Source organism: Sinomonas sp., from assembly GCF_036848755.1.
Taxonomy (GTDB): domain Bacteria; phylum Actinomycetota; class Actinomycetes; order Actinomycetales; family Micrococcaceae; genus Sinomonas.
Window position 1 is genome coordinate 39,732 of the sequence record NZ_DAIUJO010000004.1, and the last position, 18,881, is coordinate 58,612.

The 18,881-nt window shown below is 68.9% G+C and carries 16 protein-coding genes; 8 read left to right on the top strand and 8 right to left on the bottom strand.

Features of this window, described 5'->3' with window-relative positions:
• Window position 1: 1 nt before the first annotated feature.
• A complete protein-coding gene (locus V7053_RS01270) occupies window positions 2-1,120 on the bottom strand; it encodes an FUSC family protein (protein ID WP_334170444.1) in 1,119 nt (372 codons plus the stop codon).
• Window positions 1,121-1,253: 133 nt separating this feature from the next.
• Between V7053_RS01270 and V7053_RS01275 the strand changes: the two genes are divergently transcribed.
• Genes V7053_RS01275 through V7053_RS01285 form a run of 3 tightly spaced genes read left to right on the top strand, consistent with a single transcriptional unit; the run spans window position 1,254 to window position 4,761 of the window.
• Window positions 1,254-2,564, top strand: coding sequence for an MFS transporter (locus tag V7053_RS01275; protein WP_334170445.1), 1,311 nt, complete (start codon window positions 1,254-1,256; stop codon window positions 2,562-2,564).
• Window positions 2,565-2,605: 41 nt separating this feature from the next.
• A complete protein-coding gene (locus V7053_RS01280) occupies window positions 2,606-3,085 on the top strand; it encodes a MarR family winged helix-turn-helix transcriptional regulator (RefSeq protein WP_334170446.1) in 480 nt (159 codons plus the stop codon).
• Window positions 3,082-4,761, top strand: a complete 1,680-nt coding sequence (locus tag V7053_RS01285) for an MFS transporter (RefSeq protein WP_334170447.1) — start codon at window positions 3,082-3,084, stop codon at window positions 4,759-4,761. Before V7053_RS01280 ends, V7053_RS01285 begins: the two co-directional genes overlap by 4 nt.
• A gap of 13 nt (window positions 4,762-4,774) precedes the next feature.
• On the opposite strand, the gene V7053_RS01290 is transcribed toward V7053_RS01285, so the two are convergent.
• Complete coding sequence (locus tag V7053_RS01290; RefSeq protein ID WP_334170448.1) at window positions 4,775-5,161, bottom strand: hypothetical protein; 387 nt, start codon at window positions 5,159-5,161, stop codon at window positions 4,775-4,777.
• Between the two features lie 103 nt (window positions 5,162-5,264).
• Here V7053_RS01290 and V7053_RS01295 point away from each other — a divergent pair, with 103 nt between their 5' ends.
• Window positions 5,265-5,942, top strand: a complete 678-nt coding sequence (locus tag V7053_RS01295; RefSeq protein WP_334170449.1) for an HAD family hydrolase — start codon at window positions 5,265-5,267, stop codon at window positions 5,940-5,942.
• Between the two features lie 21 nt (window positions 5,943-5,963).
• Here V7053_RS01295 and V7053_RS01300 read toward each other — a convergent pair whose 3' ends face one another.
• The 3 genes from V7053_RS01300 to hxlB all read right to left on the bottom strand — a co-directional run bounded on the left by V7053_RS01300 (window position 5,964) and on the right by hxlB (window position 8,352).
• Window positions 5,964-6,923, bottom strand: coding sequence for a serine/threonine-protein kinase (locus V7053_RS01300; protein ID WP_334170450.1), 960 nt, complete (start codon window positions 6,921-6,923; stop codon window positions 5,964-5,966).
• Window positions 6,924-7,071: 148 nt separating this feature from the next.
• Complete coding sequence (gene hxlA, locus V7053_RS01305) at window positions 7,072-7,695, bottom strand: 3-hexulose-6-phosphate synthase (RefSeq protein ID WP_334170451.1); 624 nt, start codon at window positions 7,693-7,695, stop codon at window positions 7,072-7,074.
• Window positions 7,696-7,755: 60 nt separating this feature from the next.
• Window positions 7,756-8,352 carry a 6-phospho-3-hexuloisomerase gene (hxlB, locus tag V7053_RS01310; protein WP_334170452.1) on the bottom strand — a complete coding sequence of 199 codons (597 nt, stop codon included), beginning with the start codon at window positions 8,350-8,352 and terminating at the stop codon, window positions 7,756-7,758.
• A 96-nt stretch (window positions 8,353-8,448) separates the two neighbouring features.
• On the opposite strand from hxlB, the gene V7053_RS01315 reads away from it, so the two are divergent.
• A complete protein-coding gene (locus V7053_RS01315; protein ID WP_334170453.1) occupies window positions 8,449-9,762 on the top strand; it encodes a helix-turn-helix transcriptional regulator in 1,314 nt (437 codons plus the stop codon).
• Here the strand turns inward: V7053_RS01315 and V7053_RS01320 are convergent.
• Together V7053_RS01320 and V7053_RS01325 are read right to left on the bottom strand one after the other, a co-directional pair.
• Window positions 9,734-12,037: an FdhF/YdeP family oxidoreductase gene (locus V7053_RS01320; RefSeq protein WP_334170454.1), complete on the bottom strand. Its 2,304-nt coding sequence runs from the start codon at window positions 12,035-12,037 to the stop codon at window positions 9,734-9,736. The genes V7053_RS01315 and V7053_RS01320 overlap by 29 nt on opposite strands.
• A 23-nt stretch (window positions 12,038-12,060) precedes the next feature.
• Window positions 12,061-12,750, bottom strand: coding sequence for a GntR family transcriptional regulator (locus V7053_RS01325; protein ID WP_334170455.1), 690 nt, complete (start codon window positions 12,748-12,750; stop codon window positions 12,061-12,063).
• A 115-nt stretch (window positions 12,751-12,865) separates the two neighbouring features.
• On the opposite strand from V7053_RS01325, the gene purU reads away from it, so the two are divergent.
• The 3 genes from purU (at window position 12,866) to V7053_RS01340 (ending at window position 17,270) form a co-directional block, all read left to right on the top strand.
• Window positions 12,866-13,801: a formyltetrahydrofolate deformylase gene (gene purU, locus V7053_RS01330; protein WP_334170456.1), complete on the top strand. Its 936-nt coding sequence runs from the start codon at window positions 12,866-12,868 to the stop codon at window positions 13,799-13,801.
• A gap of 29 nt (window positions 13,802-13,830) precedes the next feature.
• Complete coding sequence (locus tag V7053_RS01335) at window positions 13,831-16,329, top strand: GcvT family protein (RefSeq protein ID WP_334170457.1); 2,499 nt, start codon at window positions 13,831-13,833, stop codon at window positions 16,327-16,329.
• A 116-nt stretch (window positions 16,330-16,445) separates the two neighbouring features.
• Window positions 16,446-17,270, top strand: coding sequence for an IclR family transcriptional regulator (locus V7053_RS01340; protein ID WP_334170458.1), 825 nt, complete (start codon window positions 16,446-16,448; stop codon window positions 17,268-17,270).
• Window positions 17,271-17,323: 53 nt separating this feature from the next.
• Here V7053_RS01340 and V7053_RS01345 read toward each other — a convergent pair whose 3' ends face one another.
• Entirely contained in the window at window positions 17,324-18,844 is a 1,521-nt protein-coding gene (locus tag V7053_RS01345) for an aldehyde dehydrogenase family protein (protein WP_334170459.1), read from the bottom strand.
• Window positions 18,845-18,881: the final 37 nt, after the last annotated feature.

The window sequence follows — 18,881 nt, forward strand, 5'->3', positions numbered from 1 at the left end:
GTCAGCGTGCGGCGCGGGTCCTCACGATCTGGACGGTGCGGCGCAGGCTCATTGCCACCGACGCGGTGGCATTGACCGAGGCATCCCGCGAAATGACGTCGGCGAACCCGGTGCTGAGCACAGCCAAGGCCTCCTGCGCCGCTTCGATGGGGCCTTCGACGTCGTCCTCTCCCCAGGCCCGGACGACGCTCGCCGCCGCCCGCAGCGCGGCCCCGAGCTCTCGGGTCAGCTCGGGGGGAACGGTGGTCCCGGCGCGCTCCTCCCAGATGACGCTCGCAAGCACGTCGGTGATGTCCTGCACCTGGAACGTGAGGCGTTCTATCGCGCGCAGGTCCTTGAGGTCCTCGCCGAGGTCTCGCGGATGACGACGGCGCCGCGGGTTGGCGCGCGCACTCACCTCGGCGCGGTGCACGGCCTGCCGGACCTCACCGGCGGTCCGCGCCAGCTGCTCGTCCCGCTGGGCCCAATCGCTGTGGTCCGGGGGCCACGCCTCGTTCATGGCCTCCGCCATGTCCTCGAGCTGCCCCGCGAGCGCATGGCGCTGCCGGGAGAATGCCGAGCTGATGGCCTTGAAGTGGAGCGGGGGCAGGATGAGCCAATTGACGGCGAAGCCGATCGCGACGCCGACGACCATCTGGAGCAGGTAGGCGGCCGAGAACGCATCGGCGCGCGGGCCGCCGATGACCAGGACGAACAGCCCGGCCATGGGCACCCAGTCGCTCGCGGCCCCCATGCGTGGGAGGCCGCCGACGAGGACGCCGAGGCCGACGACGGCCCCGACCGCGAGCGCGTTGGCGCTCGTGAACGCCGCAACGGCCATGGCGACGCCGATGCCCAGGCCGAGGCCCAGAAGGCTTTGGAGTCCCTTCCGCGCGGAATCGGCCACAGTCGGGTACATCGTGACCAGCGCTCCGAGCGGCGCGTAGTAGGGGTAGTGGGCGGCAGGACCCGGCATGAGCGGCCCGACGAGCCACGCGAGCCCCGTCGCGAGGGCGGTCTTCCCCGCGAGTTCGAGCCGGCCTCGAGAAGCAGCCCTCCGCAGCCCGGAAAGCGCCGTGTCGCGAGCCTTGACGAGGGCTCTCCCCGGTCGGAGCCTTTGGGACCGATTGCTGACCGCCATCCCCCAAGACTCGCATTGGGGCGCCCCGCCAGCGCAAGTCGGGACGCGCCGTCGAGCGCTGCCGGCGTCAAGCTGTGTGAAACGGCGCGAAGGTGGGAAAGGTCGGGAGGAGAAGGGGAGGAAGGCCAAGCCGATGCCAAGCAGCAGCAGGACCCAGCCCAAGGACGCGTGGACCCCGGCTCAGCGCAAGGCGCTGTTCGCTGGGGCGGGGAGTTGGACCCTCGACGCGTTCGACTACTTCGTTCTCGTCTTCGTCCTGTCGACGATGGCGAAGGACTTTCACATCACGATCGTTACAGCGACGCTCGCCATCACGTTCACCCTGATCCTCCGCCCGGTCGGAGCGCTCGTCTTCGGCCCGCTCGCCGAACGGTTCGGCCGCAAGCCGATCCTCGTGATCAACATCGTCGTGTTCTCACTCATCGAGCTGGCGTCCGCGCTCTCCCCCAATTTCGAGACGTTCTTCGCGTTGCGCGTCCTCTATGGAGTTGCGATGGGCGGCATCTGGGGCGTCGCTTCCGCCCTCACCATGGAGTCCATCCCGACCCGCTCTCGGGGGCTCGTCTCGGGCGTCTTCCAGGCCGGGTATCCGCTTGGCTATCTCATTGCGTCGGTGATCTACGGGCTGCTCATCGGCGCCGTCGGGTGGCGCGGGATGTTTGCGATCGGCGTCGTCCCGATCCTCCTGGCCGCGTACATCTTCTTCCGGGTCGAGGAATCGCCCGTCTGGACCGCGACGCGCGTCGCAGCGCAGACCGCCTCCGGTTCCCGGGCAGCCTCAGGTTCCCGGACAGCAGGCACCGACGAGCGCAAGCCGGCGTTCTGGCCGGCGGTCGCGGCGAACTGGCCGGTCCTGGTCTTCGCCGTGTTCCTCATGGCCGGCTTCAACTTCTTCAGCCACGGGACGCAGGACCTCTACCCGACATTCCTCACGGTCCAGCAGCACTTCACCGCGGGGACGGTAAGTCTCATCGCGGTCTTCTACAACATTGCCGCGATCATCGGTGGCCTCGTCGCGGGTTCGCTCTCCGAGCGCTTCGGGCGGAAGCGGACCATCATCGTCTTTGCGCTCCTCGCCCTCCCCTGCATCCCGCTGTGGGCCTTCTCGACGGGTTCGATCGCCCTCGGCGTCGGCGCGTTCCTCATCCAGTTCATGGTCCAGGGGGCGTGGGGCGTCGTCCCCGCCTACCTCAATGAGCTCGTGCCCGAGGGGACGCGCGCCGTCCTGCCCGGTTTCGTCTACCAGGTCGGCAACGTCATCGCGGCAGCGAACGCGACGATCCAGGCCCTCATCGCCCAGTCGGCCGGAGGGAACTACGCGCTCGCGATGGCGCTCGTGGCGGGGATCATCGCGATCTTCATCGCCGTGCTCATCGCCTTCGGTCCCGAGACGCGTGGCAAGGAGTTCGTCAGCGCCGGGGCGGACGCGAGGGCCGCGCGGTAGAGGGCCCCATTTTCATAAGCAGCTTATGTTATAACCGAATGATGGATGGAGCTCAGGCAGCGCTCGGCGGCTCGGTCGAGCGCTTCTCCCGCATCATCGAGCAGCTCGTACGCAGCCTCCGCACCGTCGCGTCCGTCGGGGGCATCTCGCCCTCTATGGCCTCGGCCCTGGGGCGCCTCGAGAGCGAGGGCCCCCTGCGCATCACCGAACTCGCCCGCGCCGAGGGGGTTTCCCAGCCCGCCATGACCCAGCTCGTGGGCCGGATGGAGAGCGACGGTCTCGTGGAACGGGAGACGCCCGACGACGACCGGCGCAGCGTCCTGATCACCACGACAGCACGGGGTCGGGACATCCTCTCACTGCGGCGCGCACGGCGATCTGCCTACCTCCACGAGCTCCTCGAAACCCTCGGCCCCGCTGACCGCGGCGCGATCGAGAACGCGCTTCCGGCCCTCGAACGCCTCGTATTGGCCGCAGCACAGCAGCCGTCCCTACCCCCGAGAGGAACAGCGACGCGATGAGCGCCCAGCACGGCACGAAGACCAACCCGTTCAAGCAGCCGGGCGCGGTGTGGGCGGTCGCCTTCGCCTGCGTCATCTCCTTCATGGGCATCGGCCTCGTCGACCCGATACTGCCCGCCCTCGCCTCGAGCCTGCACGCCACCCCGAGCGACGTCTCCCTCCTCTTCACGAGCTATCTCGTGGTGACCGCCGTCGCCATGCTCGTCGTCGGCTGGGTCTCGAGCCGCATCGGCTCCAAGCTGACCCTCGTCCTGGGCCTCTTCCTCATCGTCGTCTTCGCGGCACTCGCCGGCACGTCCGGTTCCATCGGCGGAATCGTCGGATTCCGTGCCGGCTGGGGGCTCGGCAACGCCCTGTTCATCGCGACGAGCCTCGCAGTGATCGTCGCCTCGGCCAAGGGCGGCTTCTCGGGCGCCATCATCCTCTACGAGACAGCGCTCGGCATCGGCATCGCCGTCGGTCCCCTTCTCGGAGGCGAACTGGGCAGCATCAGCTGGCGCGGCCCCTTCTACGGCGTCGCCGTGCTCATGGGCATCGCACTCGTCGCGACGCTGCTGTTCGTGCCGAAGCAGCCCAAGCCGGCGAAGAAGACCTCGCTCGCGGCCCCACTGCTCGCGCTGCGCCACCGCGGGCTGCTGATCATGGGCCTCATGGCACTCCTCTACAACTGGGGCTTCTTCACCATGCTCGGCTATGCGCCGTACCCGATGAAGCTCAATGCCCACGAACTCGGCCTCGTCTTCACCGGCTGGGGCGTCCTCGTGGCCCTGTTCGCCGTCGTCTTCGCCCCGCGGCTGCAGCGACGCTTCGGCACAGCACCTGTGCTCTACGCCAACATGCTCTGCCTCGGCATCGTCATGGCCGTCATCGCGTTCGGGGTCGCAACACCCTCCGTCGTGATCGTCGCCGTGATTGTGAGCGGCGCGTTCATCGGCATCAACAACACCCTCACGACCCAAGCCGTCATGCTCGTAGCCCCCGTGGACCGCTCGGTCGCCTCGTCCGCCTACGGCTTCGTCCGGTTCATCGGCGGCGGCCTCGCCCCGTTCGCCGCGGGCAAGATCGCCGAAGCCTCGAACCAGAGCGTTGCGTTCCTCGTCGGCGCCGTGGCGTTCCTCCTCGCGATCCCCGTCCTCGCGGCAGGCCACCGGCTGGTCACCGCGGCCGAGCGCGAGGCCCAGCCCGAACTCGTCACGCCCAGCCTCGAGCCGCTCGGGCCGCCCCTCGACGGCGCTCAGCCCGTCGTCGCCGCGGTCAGCGCAAACGCCGCCGCTGCCGCCATCGTCGAGCACGCTGCGGCGCTCGCCCGCGCCCAGTGTGCGCCCCTCGAGATCGTGCACGTCCGGGAGACCGACGTGCTCGAGGAGCTCGCGATCGCCCCCGAGAGCGAGGATGAGGCACGCGCCGCCGTGGCGGCTCACCTCGACCGGCTTGCGGGCGATGGGCTCGCGGTCCGCGGCCTGGTCCTTCACAGCGTCGGCGACCGGGCGGCGGCGGCCGAGACCCTCGCCCGGCACGCCGCCGACGTGGGCGCACGCGCCATCGTGCTCCGCGACTCTGCCCGGGGCGCCGTGGCGAACCACCTTGAGCCGAGCCTCGGCTGGGCGTTTTCGGCCGAGTCGCCCCGCCCGGAAATCGTCCTGGTTGCGGCGCCGGACGCTGCGCTCGAAGGCTGAGCCTCTTCCCGGTCTAGGCGTCTTCCCGGTTGGGATTCTCAAGCTGGAAGAAATTCGACTGGCTCCCGTCGCTGCGCTGCTCTTGGTAGATGAAGTTGAGCCCGCGCTCGTCGAACGTCTTGAACCACTCGTCCCAGTCGAGGTGACGCAGCTTGTCGTTCTTCGCGCCGAAGTCGATCCGGAGGACGCCGAGGTGGTCGCCGTGCTCCGTTCCCTCCACGGTGGCCGGCGAGCCGTTGCGCGCCTCGGCCCATTGGCGGATCACGTCGTGATTCGTCGTGACGAGGCTGCGACCCTCACGCTCGGGCTTGTCCTCGGGCGAGGTGATCTCCTGCGAGTACTTGAGCGAGTCCGAGCTTTCGCTCCCCTTGCGCACGCCGCCGCTTTCCTGCTCTGCCATGACATCCTCCTTGCGTTCAGTTGCGTTTGAGGTGGGGCCACTGGAGCATTACCCCGGTGGGCGGGGCTGGCAATCACCCCCGCAAACGACGAAAGGCGGAACGATGGACGCGCGCACCCGAGGGGTACTCTTCGACGTCGACGGCACCCTCGTGGACTCGAGCTACTTCCACGCCCTCGCCTGGTGGGAAGCCTTCCGCCAGTTCGAGCACACCGTCCCGATGTCCGCGATCCACCGCGCGGTCGGCATGGGCGGCGACAAGCTCGTCGCCCATCTCCTGGGCGAAAGCCGTGACGAGAGCCAGGACGACGAGCTCAAGGCCACCCATGACGCCGTGTTCGGCACGTATTGGCCGTCCCTCGTAGCGTTCGACGGCGCGCGGTCCCTCCTCAAGCGGTGCGCGGAGGAGGGGCTCACCGTGGTTCTCGCATCTTCCGCGCGGGACCGAGAGCTCCGCGTCCTGCGAAGGGCGCTTGACGCCGACGAGGCGATTGCAGCGGCCACGAGCTCCTCGGACGCAGAGGAGAGCAAGCCGGCGCCCGACATCCTCGCCGCCGCGCTCGACGCGGGCGGCCTTCGGGCCGAGGACGCCGTCTTCGTGGGCGACGCGGTCTGGGACGTCTACGCGGCCTCGAAGCTGGGCATCCCGACGGTCGGCGTCACGTGCGGTGGGACCAGCGAGGGCGAGCTGCGGGAGGCTGGTGCGGCAGAGGTGTACGCGGGTCCGGACGAGCTCCTCGAGGCCTTCGCGTCGAGCGCCTTGGGGCGCCTCGGCGCCTAGCTCACCGCGCGCCCGGCAGGGCTAGGTGGCCAGAATCGCCGAGTGGACGTCCAACGGCACGAGGCCCCCGACGGCGCCGAGCGCGGCCAGGCGGTAGAGGGCCGCCGCCGCGTCAGCGGCCGTAAGGCGCTGGGACGGCTCCAAGGCCGTCATCCCGAGGACGAGCTCGCGCCAGAGCGGATCGACTGTTTCAGGGATAGGGGGACCTTGCGTGAGGCGGCGGACGGCACTCTCGAGCGGCGCCCCGGGGAAGGCCAGTTCTCCGGTCAGGGACTGCAGAATGACGAGCCCGAGCGAGTAGATATCGCTTGCGGGGCTCACCGATTCCCCCCTCACCTGCTCGGGGCTCAGATAGGCCGGGGTCCCCGAGACGGCGTCTTCGAGGGTCATGACCGACTCGGTCATGCACGCGATACCGAAGTCCGTGAGCTTCGCGTGAGCCCTCGTTCCCTTGATAGAGCCATTCCCCTTGAGGGAGCCACTCCCCTTGACGGCATCGTCGAGCAGGAGGATGTTCGCGGGCTTGACGTCCCGATGCACCACACCCCTTCCGTGGATGTAGTCGAGCGCCTCGGCAAGGTCGTGGCCGATCTCGGCCACGCGGGCAGGTGGAAGCGGGCCCTCCTTGAGCCTCGCCCTGAGGTCGGGGCCGGAGACGAGCTCCATGACGAGGAAGATGCGCGGCACGCCGTCGGACGTCCACTCGGTGCCGGCGTCGAGCAGCGTCACAAGCCCCGGGTGGTTGAGCCGGGCGAGGAGCTTGACCTCGATGTCGCTGCGGCGCAGTTCGGCCTCGGTGACGGCCGTCGAGTGGATGAGCTTCACCGCGACCTCACGCTCGAGGAACTCGTCGAAGGCCCGGTGGACGACCGCCATCGAGCCGACGCCGATTCGCTCGAGCAGGCTGTACCTGCCGCCCAGTGAATCGGCACTGAGTGAATCGGCGCCGAGCGAATCAGCGCCCCGCACGTGTCTTGCCACCCTTACCCGCTTTCATCGCCCCTGCGGACGGCCGGACGGCCACACGGGGTAGTCAGGCGTCTCCCTGCATCACTACCCCCGCGTGGCGCCGGCGAAACTGAGCGGTAATATCGGGTCCCGGAGAGAGTATCGGGTCCCCCGGGAGGGGTCAGATGATCGCCTGCTTGAGCTCCCGTGCGGCGGCCTCAGGATCGGCCGCCCCGTAGATGGAACCGCCTGCAACGGCGACGTCGGCCCCCGAGCGTTGGACCGAGGCGATCGTCGACGCGTTGATGCCCCCCGCGACCGAGAACGGCACACGGGCGCGCTCGCCGGCGGTCAAGAGAACGCTGAGGTCGTACCCCGGCTTCGCCTGCTCGTCCAGGCCCGCGTGGAACTCGACGTACTTCGCGCCGAGCTCGCGGGCCTCCTTCGCGCGCTTGACCTTGTCGGCAACGCCGATGAGGTCCACGACAACGCCCTTGTTGTGGGCTCGGGCCGCCTTGACCGCCCCGGCAATGGTGGAATCGTCTGCACTGCCGAGCACCGAGACGAGGTCGGCTCCGGCAGCGAAGGCGAGCTCGGCTTCGAGCTCGCCCGCGTCCATCGTCTTGAGATCCGCGAAGACGACCTTGTCCGGATGGGCCTGCTTGACGGCCGTAACCGCGGAGAGGCCGGCGTTCTTCACGAGCGGCGTGCCGAGTTCGATGATGTCCACGTGTTCGGCGACCTTGCCTGCCAAGGCCAGAGCCTCGTCGACGGTCAGGACATCCATGGCGACCTGCAGTTTCATTCTTGTCTCTTCTCTTTTGAGTGGTTTCGGTCTTCTGGGTGGCTTGGGTTCCGAAGACGGCTATTCGAGGTTGGCGTGCCGGAGCCACAGCTCCTCGGCCGGGCTGCCGTCCGCGTCCCAGAGGCTTTGGAACACGGCCTCAGAGGCGAGGAGCAGCACCTGCTCGAAGAGGCTTCCGGAGTACTGGCGAGAGACCGTCCCCTCATGGTCCGTCTTGCGTGCGGCGGGAATGACGACGACGGCATCCGCCCGGGCCGCGAGGGGGGAGTCCCGATCGGTCGTGTAGACGGCGAGGCGCGCGCCAACCGCAGCAGCCGTGCTCGCGGCCTTCACAACGCCCGCGGTGGTCCCGGAACCGGAGGCAGCAATGAGGAGATCGCCGGACCGGATCGCGGGGGTCGTCGTGTCCCCGACGACGTGCACCTCGAGTCCGAGGTGCATGAGGCGCATCGCCGCCATCCTGAGGACCAGTCCGCTCCGGCCCGCCCCGACGAGGAAGACACGGGGCGCGTCCCGGACCAGTCGGGCGATGTCCGCCAACTCCTCGCGGTCGAGGGCATTCGCGGCGGCGAAGACCTCGCTTTGGATGAGGCCAAGGTTCTGGTGGATTCCGGATGCGCTTGCGATGCCCGATCCGGATGCGATGTCAACGCTCATGCTTCAAGGCTCGGCCACCGAAGACGGTGAGGGAACCGCCCGCCAGGGCGGCCGGACCTACCCATTCAGGTGGGGGCATGCCTGTATCCTCAGGGGATGACGACCGGCCCGACAACAGGTCGCGAGGCGCTCGCCCTCCTGGACGCGGCCGCCGAGCTCGCGGATGCCCCGCTCCTCCAGATCGCCGAGCGGCTCCGCCGCCTCCTCAGCCCCTACATCAGGTGCACGTCGCTCGTGATCTTCACCGAGGACTGCACGGGCCGACCCCAGAAGAAGGCCGGAGCCGAAGAGATCATCAGCCGGGTGACGCTCGAGGAGCTGGAACGGATCCGCGCGCCCCTCCCTGACCTCTCGCCCCATCGGGCAACGGAGCAGATCGCCGGCCTGCCGCGCCCTGTCATGGCGCTCCGATCCACCACGAACGCGCTTCTCGTGCTCACGGACCCCGTGCTCCAGGCCACCCAAACGGATGAGCAGGTGCTGCCCATCGTCGTCCGCCTCTGGCACCTCGCCGCGGTCCGGATCCGGGACAAGGTGGCGGAAGCACCGCCGTCGTACTTGCGTGAATCCCGCGCTGCCTCCGCGGAGCGGGCCCGGCTGACGGCGGAACTCACCGACGAGCATTCCACCACGCTCGAATCCGTGCTCTCCGCACTGCGCTCGCCGCACCAATCCGACGCTTCCGCCCGGCGCGCCGCCACCGATATCGCCGCCGCCGCCCTCGTCCGCCTGCGGGCCAGCGCGGAGCGAACCGCCTCGCTGCTCGAGGAGCCGGTCGCGAGCGCCTTCGAACGGCTCCGGGACGATCTCCGCCCGCTCGAGCGGTTCGGCGGAATCGGTCTTCAGTTCGTTGAGCCGCCAGCCGACGGCCGCGCGCTGCCCGGCGAAGTGGCGCACGCGGCCCGGGCGATCGTGCGCGCCCTCGTTCTCGCGATGGTGGAGCAGGACGGCGTGAGCCGCATCCGCGTTCAATGGGACTGCGACGGCACGAACCTGCTCGTTAACATCCGGGACGACGGTCAGGGTCAACTCGCGCTCAGCGGAGACAGCCTGAGGCGCGTAGAGCAGCGCGTGGAGGCCCTCGATGGCAGGTTCCGCACGGAGGTGATGGCCGGCTGGGGAGCCGATGCCTTCATCTCCCTCCCCCTGGACCCTCCTGCGCCGCCCTCCCCGGAGGCCGCGAAGTGGCACCTCGGGCAGCGCGAGGAGGAGATCCTCCACCTGCTCGTGAGCGGGCTGCGCAACCGCGCGATTGCCGCGACGCTCCACATCAGTGAGAACACTGTCAAGTTCCACCTGCGGAACATCTTCCGCAAACTCGGCGTGACCTCGCGCGCCGAGGCCATCGCGCTGGCAAGCGCCCTTGCCAGCCCTCGGACTGCTAGCCCTCGGACCGCCTCTCGAATCTGATGGTGACGGCCTTGTAGCCGGGGGTGTTGGATTCGCGGGCGACGAGGTCCTTGTGGACCAGGACGTTGGCCTCGGGGTAGTAGGCGGCGGCGCAGCCCTTCGCGGTGGGGTAGGCGACGAGCCTGAACGACTCGGCGCGGCGCTTGTCGCCGTTGAACACCGATACGACGTCCACGAGCTCGCGGTCCTCGAAGCCGAGCTCGTCGAGGTCCTCGGGGTTGACCAGGACGACCCTGCGGGCGTTGGAGATGCCGCGGTAGCGGTCGTCGAGGCCGTAGATCGTGGTGTTGTACTGGTCGTGGGAGCGCAGGGTCTGCAGGATCAGGTGGCCCTCCGGGACCGTGAGGTACTCCAGCGGGGACACCGTGAACCTGGCCTTGGCGATGTCGGTTGCGAAGGTGCGGGTGTCCCGGGGCGGGGAGGGCAGGACGAAGCCGTCCTTGCCGCGCACCCGGGTGTTGTAGTCCTCGAAGCCGGGGATGACGCGGGAGATGTGGTCGCGGATCACGTCGTAGTCCTCGGCCATCGCGCGCCAGTCGACCGGGTGGTCCTCGCCCAGGACTGCCTGGGCCATCCGGGCCACGATGACCGGCTCGGCCAGCAGGTGCTCTGAGACCGGGCGCAGCCGGCCCTGGGAGGAGTGCACCACGGACATGGAGTCCTCGATCGAGACGAACTGCCGCCCGCCGGGGTGCTTGTCGTCCACGTCGGTCCGACCCAGGGTGGGCAGGATGAGCGAGGTGCGCCCGTGCGCGACGTGCGAGAGGTTCGGCTTGGTCGAGACGTGCACGGTCAGACCGGTGCGCTTCAGCCCGGCCCTGGTGTTCTCCGTGTCTGAGGCGGCCGAGAGGAAGTTCCCGCCCATCGAGACGAACACGTCCACCTCCCCGGCCTCCAGGGCGTGCTGGGTCTCCACCGACTCGTAGCCGTGCTCCCTGGGGAACGGGAGCCCGAACTCGGCCTCCAGGGCGGCGATGAACTTCTCGGTGGGCTTCTCCCAGATCCCCATCGTCCGGTCGCCCTGGACGTTGGAGTGCCCGCGCACCGGGCACGCCCCGGCCCCGGGCTTGCCGAAGTTCCCCTGCACGAGCAGCAGGTTCACGATCTCCTTGAGCGTGTTCACCGAGTGCGGCTGCTGCGTCAGCCCCAGCGCCCAGCACACGATCGTGGCCTTCGAGGCGATCATCATCTCCGCGACCGTCTCGATCTCGGCCCGGGTGAGCCCGGTGGCGGCCTCGGTCTCGGCCCAGTCCAGGCTACGGCGCGCCTCGCGGTAGGCGGCGAACCCTGTCGTCTGGGCCTCGACGAACGCGCGGTCGACGACGGAGCCCGGCTCCCGCTCCTCCGCCGCCAGGAGCAGGTGGCCCAGGGCCTGGAACAGGGCCAGGTCCCCGCCGACCCGGATCTTGAGGAACTCGTCCGCAATCGCCACCCCGTCCCCGACCACCCCGGCGACGGTCTGCGGGTCCTTGAAGTTCAGCAGCCCGGCCTCCGGCAGCGGGTTCACCGCGACGACCTTCCCGCCGTTGGCCTTGCACTCGGCCAGCGCCGAGAGCATCCGCGGGTGGTTCGTGCCCGGGTTCTGCCCCACCACCAGCACGAGCTCGGAATGGTGGATGTCCTCCAGGGACACGGTGCCCTTTCCCACCCCGATCGTGGGGTTGAGGGCGAATCCGGAGGACTCGTGGCACATGTTCGAGCAGTCCGGGAGGTTGTTCGTCCCGAGCGAGCGGGCGAAGAGCTGGTAAAGGAACGCGGTCTCGTTCGCCGTCCGCCCCGAGGTGTAGAACACGCACCGATCCGGGGTCGTGGCCCCGACGTGCTCGGCGATCAGCTCGAACGCGTCCCCCCACGAGATCGGCGAATAGTGCGTCTCCCCCGGCCGGATCACCACCGGCTCCGTGATCCGCCCCCGGGACCCGAGCCAGAACTCGCTCCTGGCCTCCAGCTCGGAGACCGGATGCTGCGCCCAGAACTCCGGGCCCACCGTGCGCAGTGTGGACTCCTCCGCGATCGCCTTCGCGCCGTTCTCGCAGAACTCCGCCGGCTTCCGCTTCCCCGTGATCGACTCCGGCCACGCGCACCCGGGACAGTCGAACCCGTCCCGCTGGTTGATCCGCAGCATCCCCCGCACCGTCCGGGCCACCCCCGCCTGCGCGAACCCCCGCTCCAGGGCCACCGTGACGGCCTTCACCCCCGCCGCAGCGGTCTTGGGTGCATGCACCTCGAGGGCATCCTCGTCGATGTCCTCGGCTTCAGGCTTCTGTGCAAACACAGGCCCATCCTTCCGTGTTCAAACTAGACAACTGAAACATGCGGGGCAAAGAGCGCCGTGCGGACGGCAACCTCAAACCCTTCGACGTGCTCGCGCGCGAGCTCCGCGGCCTGCCGCTCATCACCGTCGACCACCGCCTGCAGGAGCGCGACGTGCTCGTGCAGATGGCCGGCAAGGCCCGGGAGCCTGTCCATGACGAGACACCAGATGCGCGTCGCAAGGTTGTCATACCGGACGAGGGCATCCTCGAGGTGAGGATTGCCTCCTGCAGCATAGATGGCCCGGTGCATCGCGGCGTCGAACGCGAGCGTCTCCGCGACTGTCGCCGAAACGACGTCGAATTCCCGCACCCTGTGGATGAGGGACAGAAGCTGCTTGCGTGCGGCGGGCGAGGCCAGGCGGGCAGCCCGCGTGGCGGCGAGCGGTTCCAGCTGGGCCCGGATCTCCGAGATGTACGCGAGATCCGTGACCTCGACCGGGGTCGCGAAGGTCCCTCGGCGGGGATAGGTCACCACGAGGCGGTCGAGCTCGAGGCGTTTGAGCGCTTCGCGGACGGGAGTGCGCCCGCAACCGAGCTCCCTCGCCAAAGCCTCGTCATTGATCGGGTCACCGGGACGGATCTCAAGAGTGAGAAGACGGTCCTGGACCACGCGGTACGCGATCTCGGCGAGGGAGGGCCGCTCATGCGGGTCGATGTCGATTGGCTGGGCCATGCGCCGCTCTCCTTTTCTGGTTGACCTGCCCGTCGAAGGCAGTATAACCTGAGTCACATCTCTAATATATCAGAGTTGTATCAGAAGAATATGACTCTTCCTACCAGGAGTTCCGATGACCACTAGTGAGACCGCCACCCCACTGGCCGAGACCGCTGCTTCGTCGCCCCTCCGAGGGAAAGGCCGGGAGCCCGGGCGCATGTCTGTCCTGACCCTTTCGTGCCCCGAGCGTCCGGGCATCGTCCAAGCCGTCACGAGCTTCCTGTACGAGCACGGCTTCGACATCGTCGAGCACCAGCAGTTCGACGACCGCGAGCGCGCGAGCTTCTTCCTCCGGACCGCGTTCTCAGGCGATTCAACGATGGGCAGCCCGGTCGACGCCGACGAACTCACCGCCGAGTTCCGCGCGACCGCGGACCACTTCGAGATGAGCTATTCGTTCCATGACGAGACGAAGCTCCGGATGCTCGTCATGGTGTCCAAGTTCGGCCATTGCCTCAACGACCTGATCTTCCGCTGGCGCGCGGGCACCCTCGGCGGCGACATCGCCCTCGTGGTCTCGAATCACGAAGACCTGCGCCCCATGGCCGAGGCAGCCGGCCTGCCGTTCGTGCATATCCCCGTCACGCCCTCCACGAAGGGAGAGGCCGAGGCCCGCCTCCTGGCCCTCGTGGAGGAACACGGGATCGATCTCGTGGTCTTGGCTCGCTACATGCAGATCCTCTCGGACGAGCTGACCTCCTCCCTCGAGGGCCGGGCGATCAACATCCACCACTCGTTCCTGCCCGGCTTCAAGGGGGCTAAGCCCTACCACCAGGCCTACGCGCGGGGCGTCAAGCTCGTCGGCGCGACGGCCCACTACGTCACCGCCGACCTCGACGAGGGGCCGATCATCGAGCAGGAGGTCATCCGGGTGGACCACACGCACCACCCACAGGACCTCGCCACCGTCGGTCAGGATGCCGAGTGCCTCGCCCTCTCGCGCGCCGTCCGCTGGCATTGCGAACACCGAGTCCTCCTCGACGGCGCCAGCACCGTCGTCTTCCGCTGACCTCCCGCCCCAGAGCAAAGGAACCACCAATGACTTCATCCCAAGCCCTGTCCCAGAAGGTAGTCATCATCGGCGCCGGCATCGTCGGCACCAACCTCGCGGACGAACTGGTCTCCCGCGGGTGGAACAACATCACCGTCGTGGATCAGGGCCCGCTCGAGATGCCCGGCGGATCAACCTCCCATGCCCCCGGCCTCGTCTTCCAGACGAACGCGTCGAAGACGATGACGCTCTTCGCCAAGTACACGGTTGAGAAGCTCCTCGGCCTCGCCAAGGACGGCGAGAACTGCTTCAACCAGGTCGGCGGCCTCGAGGTGGCAACGACGCCGTCTCGTTATGAGGACCTCAAGCGCAAGCTCGGCTACGCGCAGTCGTGGGGCGTCGAGGCGCGCCTCGTCGACGCTGCCGAGTGCAAGCGGATCTACCCGTTCCTCAACGAGGAGATCGTGCTCGGCGGCCTCCACATCCCGAGCGACGGCCTCGCCCTCGCGGCGCGTTGCGTCCAGCTGCTCATCGAGCGCACCCGCGAGGCCGGTGTCGTCTACCGGGGCTCGACCCCGGTGACAGGCATCGAGCGCTCGGGCGGTCGCGTCACGGGGGTGGAGACGCCCGACGGCGTGATCCCCGCGGACATCGTCGTCTCCTGCGCGGGCTTCTGGGGCGTCGAGGTCGGGGCGATGGTCGGGATGTCGATCCCGCTGCTCCCGCTGGCGCACCAGTACGTCAAGACAGGGCCCGTCCCCGCGCTCAAGGGCCGCAACGAACTCCCGAATGGCGCTGGCCTGCCGATCCTGCGCCATCAGGACCGCGACCTGTACTACCGCGAGCACGGCGAGCGTTATGGGATCGGTTCCTACGCCCACCGCCCCATGCCGGTTGTCGCCGCCGACCTCGGCCTCACGCCGAAGCACGTCGATGAGCACAGCATGCCCTCTCGCCTCGACTTCACACCCGAGGACTTCGCCCCGTCCTGGGAGGACTCGAAGGAGATCCTCCCGGCCCTCCGCGAGGCCGAGATCGAGGATGGCTTCAACGGCATCTTCTCGTTCACGCCCGACGGCGGCCCGATCGTGGGGCAGCACAGGGACCTTGACGGGTTCTACGTCGCCGAGGCCGTGTGGGTGACCCACTCGGCCGGCGTCGCCCGCGCCGTCGCAGAACTGCTCACGGACGGACGCTCGCAGATCGACCTCGGCGAGTGCGACGTCGCCCGCTTCGAGGACGTCCAGCTGTCCCGCGCCTACGTGAGCGAGACCTCGCAGCAGAACTTCGTCGAGATCTACGACGTCCTGCACCCGCTCCAGCCCAAGGAGTCCCCGCGCAATCTGCGGGTGAGCCCCTTCAACGCGCGCCACCGCGAGCTCGGCGCCTACTTCCTTGAAGGAGCCGGCTGGGAGCGCCCGTACTGGTTCGAGTCGAACGCGCACCTCCTCGACGAGCTGCCGGCCGAGTGGCAGCCGGCGCCCCGGGACGCCTGGTCCGCCCAGTACAGCTCGCCCATCGCCGCGGCCGAGGCGTGGAAGACGCGCACCGCCGTCGCCATGTACGACATGACGCCCCTCAAGCGCCTCGAAGTCTCGGGCCCGGGCGCCGTCACCCTCCTGCAGCGGCTCACGACCGGCGACGTGTCGAAGAAGCCGGGAGCGGTCACGTACTGCCTCCTCCTCGACGAGCACGGCGGCATCCGCAGCGACATCACGGTCGCGCGGCTCGACGAGGAGACGTTCCAGGTCGGCGCCAACGGCAACATCGACCTCGCCTACTTCACGCGGGAGGCCCGCCGCCAACGGGCCGAGGACCCCGCGCAGTGGGCCCAGGTGCGGGACATCACCGGCGGCACGTGCTGCATCGGGCTGTGGGGGCCGCTCGCCCGCGAGGTCGTCTCAGCGATCAGCGACGACGACTTCACGAACGACGGCCTGCGCTACTTCCGCGCGAAGCACGCCACGATCGGCGGCGTGCCCGTGACCGTCATGCGGCTCTCCTACGTCGGCGAGCTCGGGTGGGAGATCTACACGAGCGCGGACAACGGCCAGCGCCTGTGGGACGTGCTGTGGGCGGCCGGCCAGCCGCACGGCATCATCGCCGCCGGCCGCGCTGCGTTCAGCGCCCTCCGCCTCGAGAAGGGCTACCGCTCGTGGGGCACCGACATGACCACGGAACACGACCCGTTCGAGGCTGGGCTCTCCTTCGCCGTGAAGCTCTCAAAGGACGACTTCGTGGGCAAGGCCGCGCTCGAGGGCTTCTCGGAGGACGGCTCGCCACGGCGGCTTCGCTGCCTGACGGTCGACGACGGGCGGTCCATGGTGCTGGGCAAGGAGCCGGTGTTCTACAAGGACGAGCCGGTCGGCTATGTCACGAGCGCCGCCTACGGCTACACGGTCGGCAAGCCGATCGCCTACGCCTACCTCCCGAGCCACGTCGCCGAGGGCGACGCCGTCGAGATCGCCTACTTCGGCAGCCGGATCCGCGCGACGGTGACCCCGGAGCCACTCTACGATCCCGAGATGAAGCGTCTTCGCGGCTGAGCAAGTCCAGGACACGAGCGGCCCAGTCCCTGCGAAAGGGGCTGGGCCGTTCCTCTTCTGGCGAACCAGATGTGATCTCGCCCTCATTTACACCATCGTTCTGGCAGAATCGGGCCATGGGGAACACATCCGTGTCCGACGAGCCAGACGAGGTTCAGCCCGACGAGGGACGTTCCGCCAACGGCGTCCAGGCGGTAGAGCGCGTCGTCCAGGCCCTCGAGATCCTCGCCAAGGAGGGAAGCGCCGCCGTGGGTGACGTGGCGGAGCGCATGGGCGTCCACAAGTCGACGGCGTCCCGGATCCTCGGCGCGCTTGAGACGCACGGATTTGTCCAGCAGAGCAGCCGGCGCGGCAAGTACCAGCTCGGTGTCGGGCTCCTCCGCGTCGCGAGCTCAATCCCCCGCCGCCTGAGCCTCGTCCACACGGCCCGGCCCGTGCTCGAAGACCTCGCCCAGCAGTACGGCGAGACGGTGAACCTGGCCGTGCGCCGCGACGTCTACGCCGTCAACGTGGATCAGGCGATGGGCGCCGCGAATCTCGCGACGTACGACTGGATCGGCAACCTCACGCCCCTGCATGCCACGTCGAGCGGGAAGGTCTTCCTCGCCTACCTGCACGCGAGCGAACGGGACGAACTGCTCGACAGGGCCAATCTCAAGGGCTTCACGCCCCGCACGCTCGAGCGGCAGCAGCTTGAGCGGGAGCTCCCCGGCATCGTCGAGAGGGGCTACGCCACGACGCGGGGCGAGCTCGAAGACGGTCTCAACGCGATCGCCGCGCCCGTGTTCGGGCACATGGGCGACGTCGTGGGTGCCGTGAGCCTCTCCGGGCCGGCCTTCCGCTTCGACCCCCTGGCGGACGACGTCGTCAAGTCCGTCATCGCCGCGGGCGAGGAGATCACGGAACGCATGGGCGGCCCGGCCGCTCACGATCGCTCGTGAGCCGCCGGGCCGCCAGCGTATTGGCCTAGAAGTATCGGCCTGACAGGATCGGCCTAGCCCGCGCCGAACCACCCGCTCGGCGCGGGGGCGATGTTCTGCCAGATGTGCTTCGCCTCGCGGTATTCGTCCAAGCCCGCCCGGCCCAGCTCGCGCCCGATTCCCGATTTGCCGAACCCGCCCCACTCGGCCTGGGGGACGTAGGGGTGGTAGTCGTTGATCCAGACCGTGCCGTGGCGCATTGCTCCGGCGACCCGCTGCGCCTTCGAGGCGTCCGAGGTCCACACCGCCCCGGCGAGGCCGTACTCGGTGTCGTTGGCGATCGCGATCGCCTCGGCCTCGTCGCGGAACGTCTCCACGGTCAGGACCGGGCCGAAGGATTCTTCCCGGACCACGCTCATCCCCGAACAGCAGTTGCCGAGCACCGTGGGCGGGTAGAAGAATCCCGCCGCAAGGGCTCCCTCGTCCGGGAGGTAGCCACCGCACAGGAGTTCCGCTCCCTCGGCGATGCCCCTCTGCACGTAGGCGTGCACGTCGTCGCGGTGCTTCGCCGAGATGAGCGGACCCGTCTCGGCGTCGGGATCGAACGGTCCGCCGAGCCGGATCCGCTTCGCCCGCTCGACGACTTCGCCCACGAACCGCTCCGCAATCGTCTCCTCGACCACGAGCCGGGCACCTGCCGAACAGACCTGGCCTGAGTGCAGGAAGACGGCCGTGAGCGCGTTGTCGACGGCGGCCTCCCAGTCCGCGTCGGCGAAGACGACGTTGGGGTTCTTGCCGCCGAGCTCGAGCGCGACGCGCTTCACGGTCTCGGCGGCGGCCGCCATGATCGTCTGCCCCGTGGCCACGCTTCCGGTGAGCGAGACGAGGTCGACGCGCGGGTCCGAGCTGAGCGGCCGGCCCACCGTGGAGCCTGCGCCGGTGACGAGGTTCGCGACGCCCGCCGGGACGCCCGCTTCTGCGAGCGTCTCCATGAGCAGGATCGACGTCGAGGGCGTGAGCTCGCTCGGCTTGAGGACGAACGAGTTCCCCGTCACGAGCGCCGGCGCGACCTTCCACGCTGCCTGGAGGAGCGGATAGTTCCACGGCGCAATCAGGGCACAGACCCCGAGCGGCTCGTACACGACGCGACTGATCGCGTTGGCCCTGCCCGTGTCGATAACGCGGCCCGCGTCGAGCCCGGCGATCTTCCCGTAGTAGCGGAAGCACGCGACGATGTCGTCGATGTCGTACTCGGCCTCGACGAGGCGTTTCCCGGTGTCGAGGGCCTCGGCCCGCGCGTACGCAGCCTTGTCTCGCTCGAGCAGATCTGCCACGCGGAGGATGACGGCGCCACGCTCGATGTCCGTCAGCCGCCGCCACGGGCCGCTGTCGAATGCCGAGCGGGCGCTCGCGATGGCCCGCTCGGCGTCGTCCGCCGTGGCAGAGGCGACGACGGCGACCTCCCGGCCGTCCGCGGGACACCGCACGACGGTGGTGCCGCCGTCGGACGCTTCCGCCCAGGCGCCGCCGACATAGAGGCCCTTGATCGTCGCGGTCCGCTCGATCGTCTCCGCAAGCGTCACGACTTGAGCCATGCCGCAACCTTGTCCGGGTTCGCGTCGATCCACTTCT

Excerpts from the sequence above, each read along its gene's own strand:
- V7053_RS01270 (WP_334170444.1), bottom strand. The coding sequence starts at position 1,120 with ATGGCGGTCAGCAATCGGTCCCAAAGGCTCCGACCGGGGAGAGCCCTC.
- V7053_RS01280 (WP_334170446.1), top strand. The coding sequence starts at position 2,606 with ATGGATGGAGCTCAGGCAGCGCTCGGCGGCTCGGTCGAGCGCTTCTCC.
- V7053_RS01290 (WP_334170448.1), bottom strand. The coding sequence starts at position 5,161 with ATGGCAGAGCAGGAAAGCGGCGGCGTGCGCAAGGGGAGCGAAAGCTCG.
- V7053_RS01295 (WP_334170449.1), top strand. The coding sequence starts at position 5,265 with ATGGACGCGCGCACCCGAGGGGTACTCTTCGACGTCGACGGCACCCTC.
- V7053_RS01340 (WP_334170458.1), top strand. The coding sequence starts at position 16,446 with ATGGGGAACACATCCGTGTCCGACGAGCCAGACGAGGTTCAGCCCGAC.
- V7053_RS01335 (WP_334170457.1), top strand. The coding sequence starts at position 13,831 with ATGACTTCATCCCAAGCCCTGTCCCAGAAGGTAGTCATCATCGGCGCC.
- hxlA (WP_334170451.1), bottom strand. The coding sequence starts at position 7,695 with ATGAAACTGCAGGTCGCCATGGATGTCCTGACCGTCGACGAGGCTCTG.
- V7053_RS01315 (WP_334170453.1), top strand. The coding sequence starts at position 8,449 with ATGACGACCGGCCCGACAACAGGTCGCGAGGCGCTCGCCCTCCTGGAC.
- hxlB (WP_334170452.1), bottom strand. The coding sequence starts at position 8,352 with ATGAGCGTTGACATCGCATCCGGATCGGGCATCGCAAGCGCATCCGGA.
- V7053_RS01325 (WP_334170455.1), bottom strand. The coding sequence starts at position 12,750 with ATGGCCCAGCCAATCGACATCGACCCGCATGAGCGGCCCTCCCTCGCC.
- V7053_RS01275 (WP_334170445.1), top strand. The coding sequence starts at position 1,254 with ATGCCAAGCAGCAGCAGGACCCAGCCCAAGGACGCGTGGACCCCGGCT.
- V7053_RS01285 (WP_334170447.1), top strand. The coding sequence starts at position 3,082 with ATGAGCGCCCAGCACGGCACGAAGACCAACCCGTTCAAGCAGCCGGGC.
- V7053_RS01345 (WP_334170459.1), bottom strand. The coding sequence starts at position 18,844 with ATGGCTCAAGTCGTGACGCTTGCGGAGACGATCGAGCGGACCGCGACG.
- purU (WP_334170456.1), top strand. The coding sequence starts at position 12,866 with ATGACCACTAGTGAGACCGCCACCCCACTGGCCGAGACCGCTGCTTCG.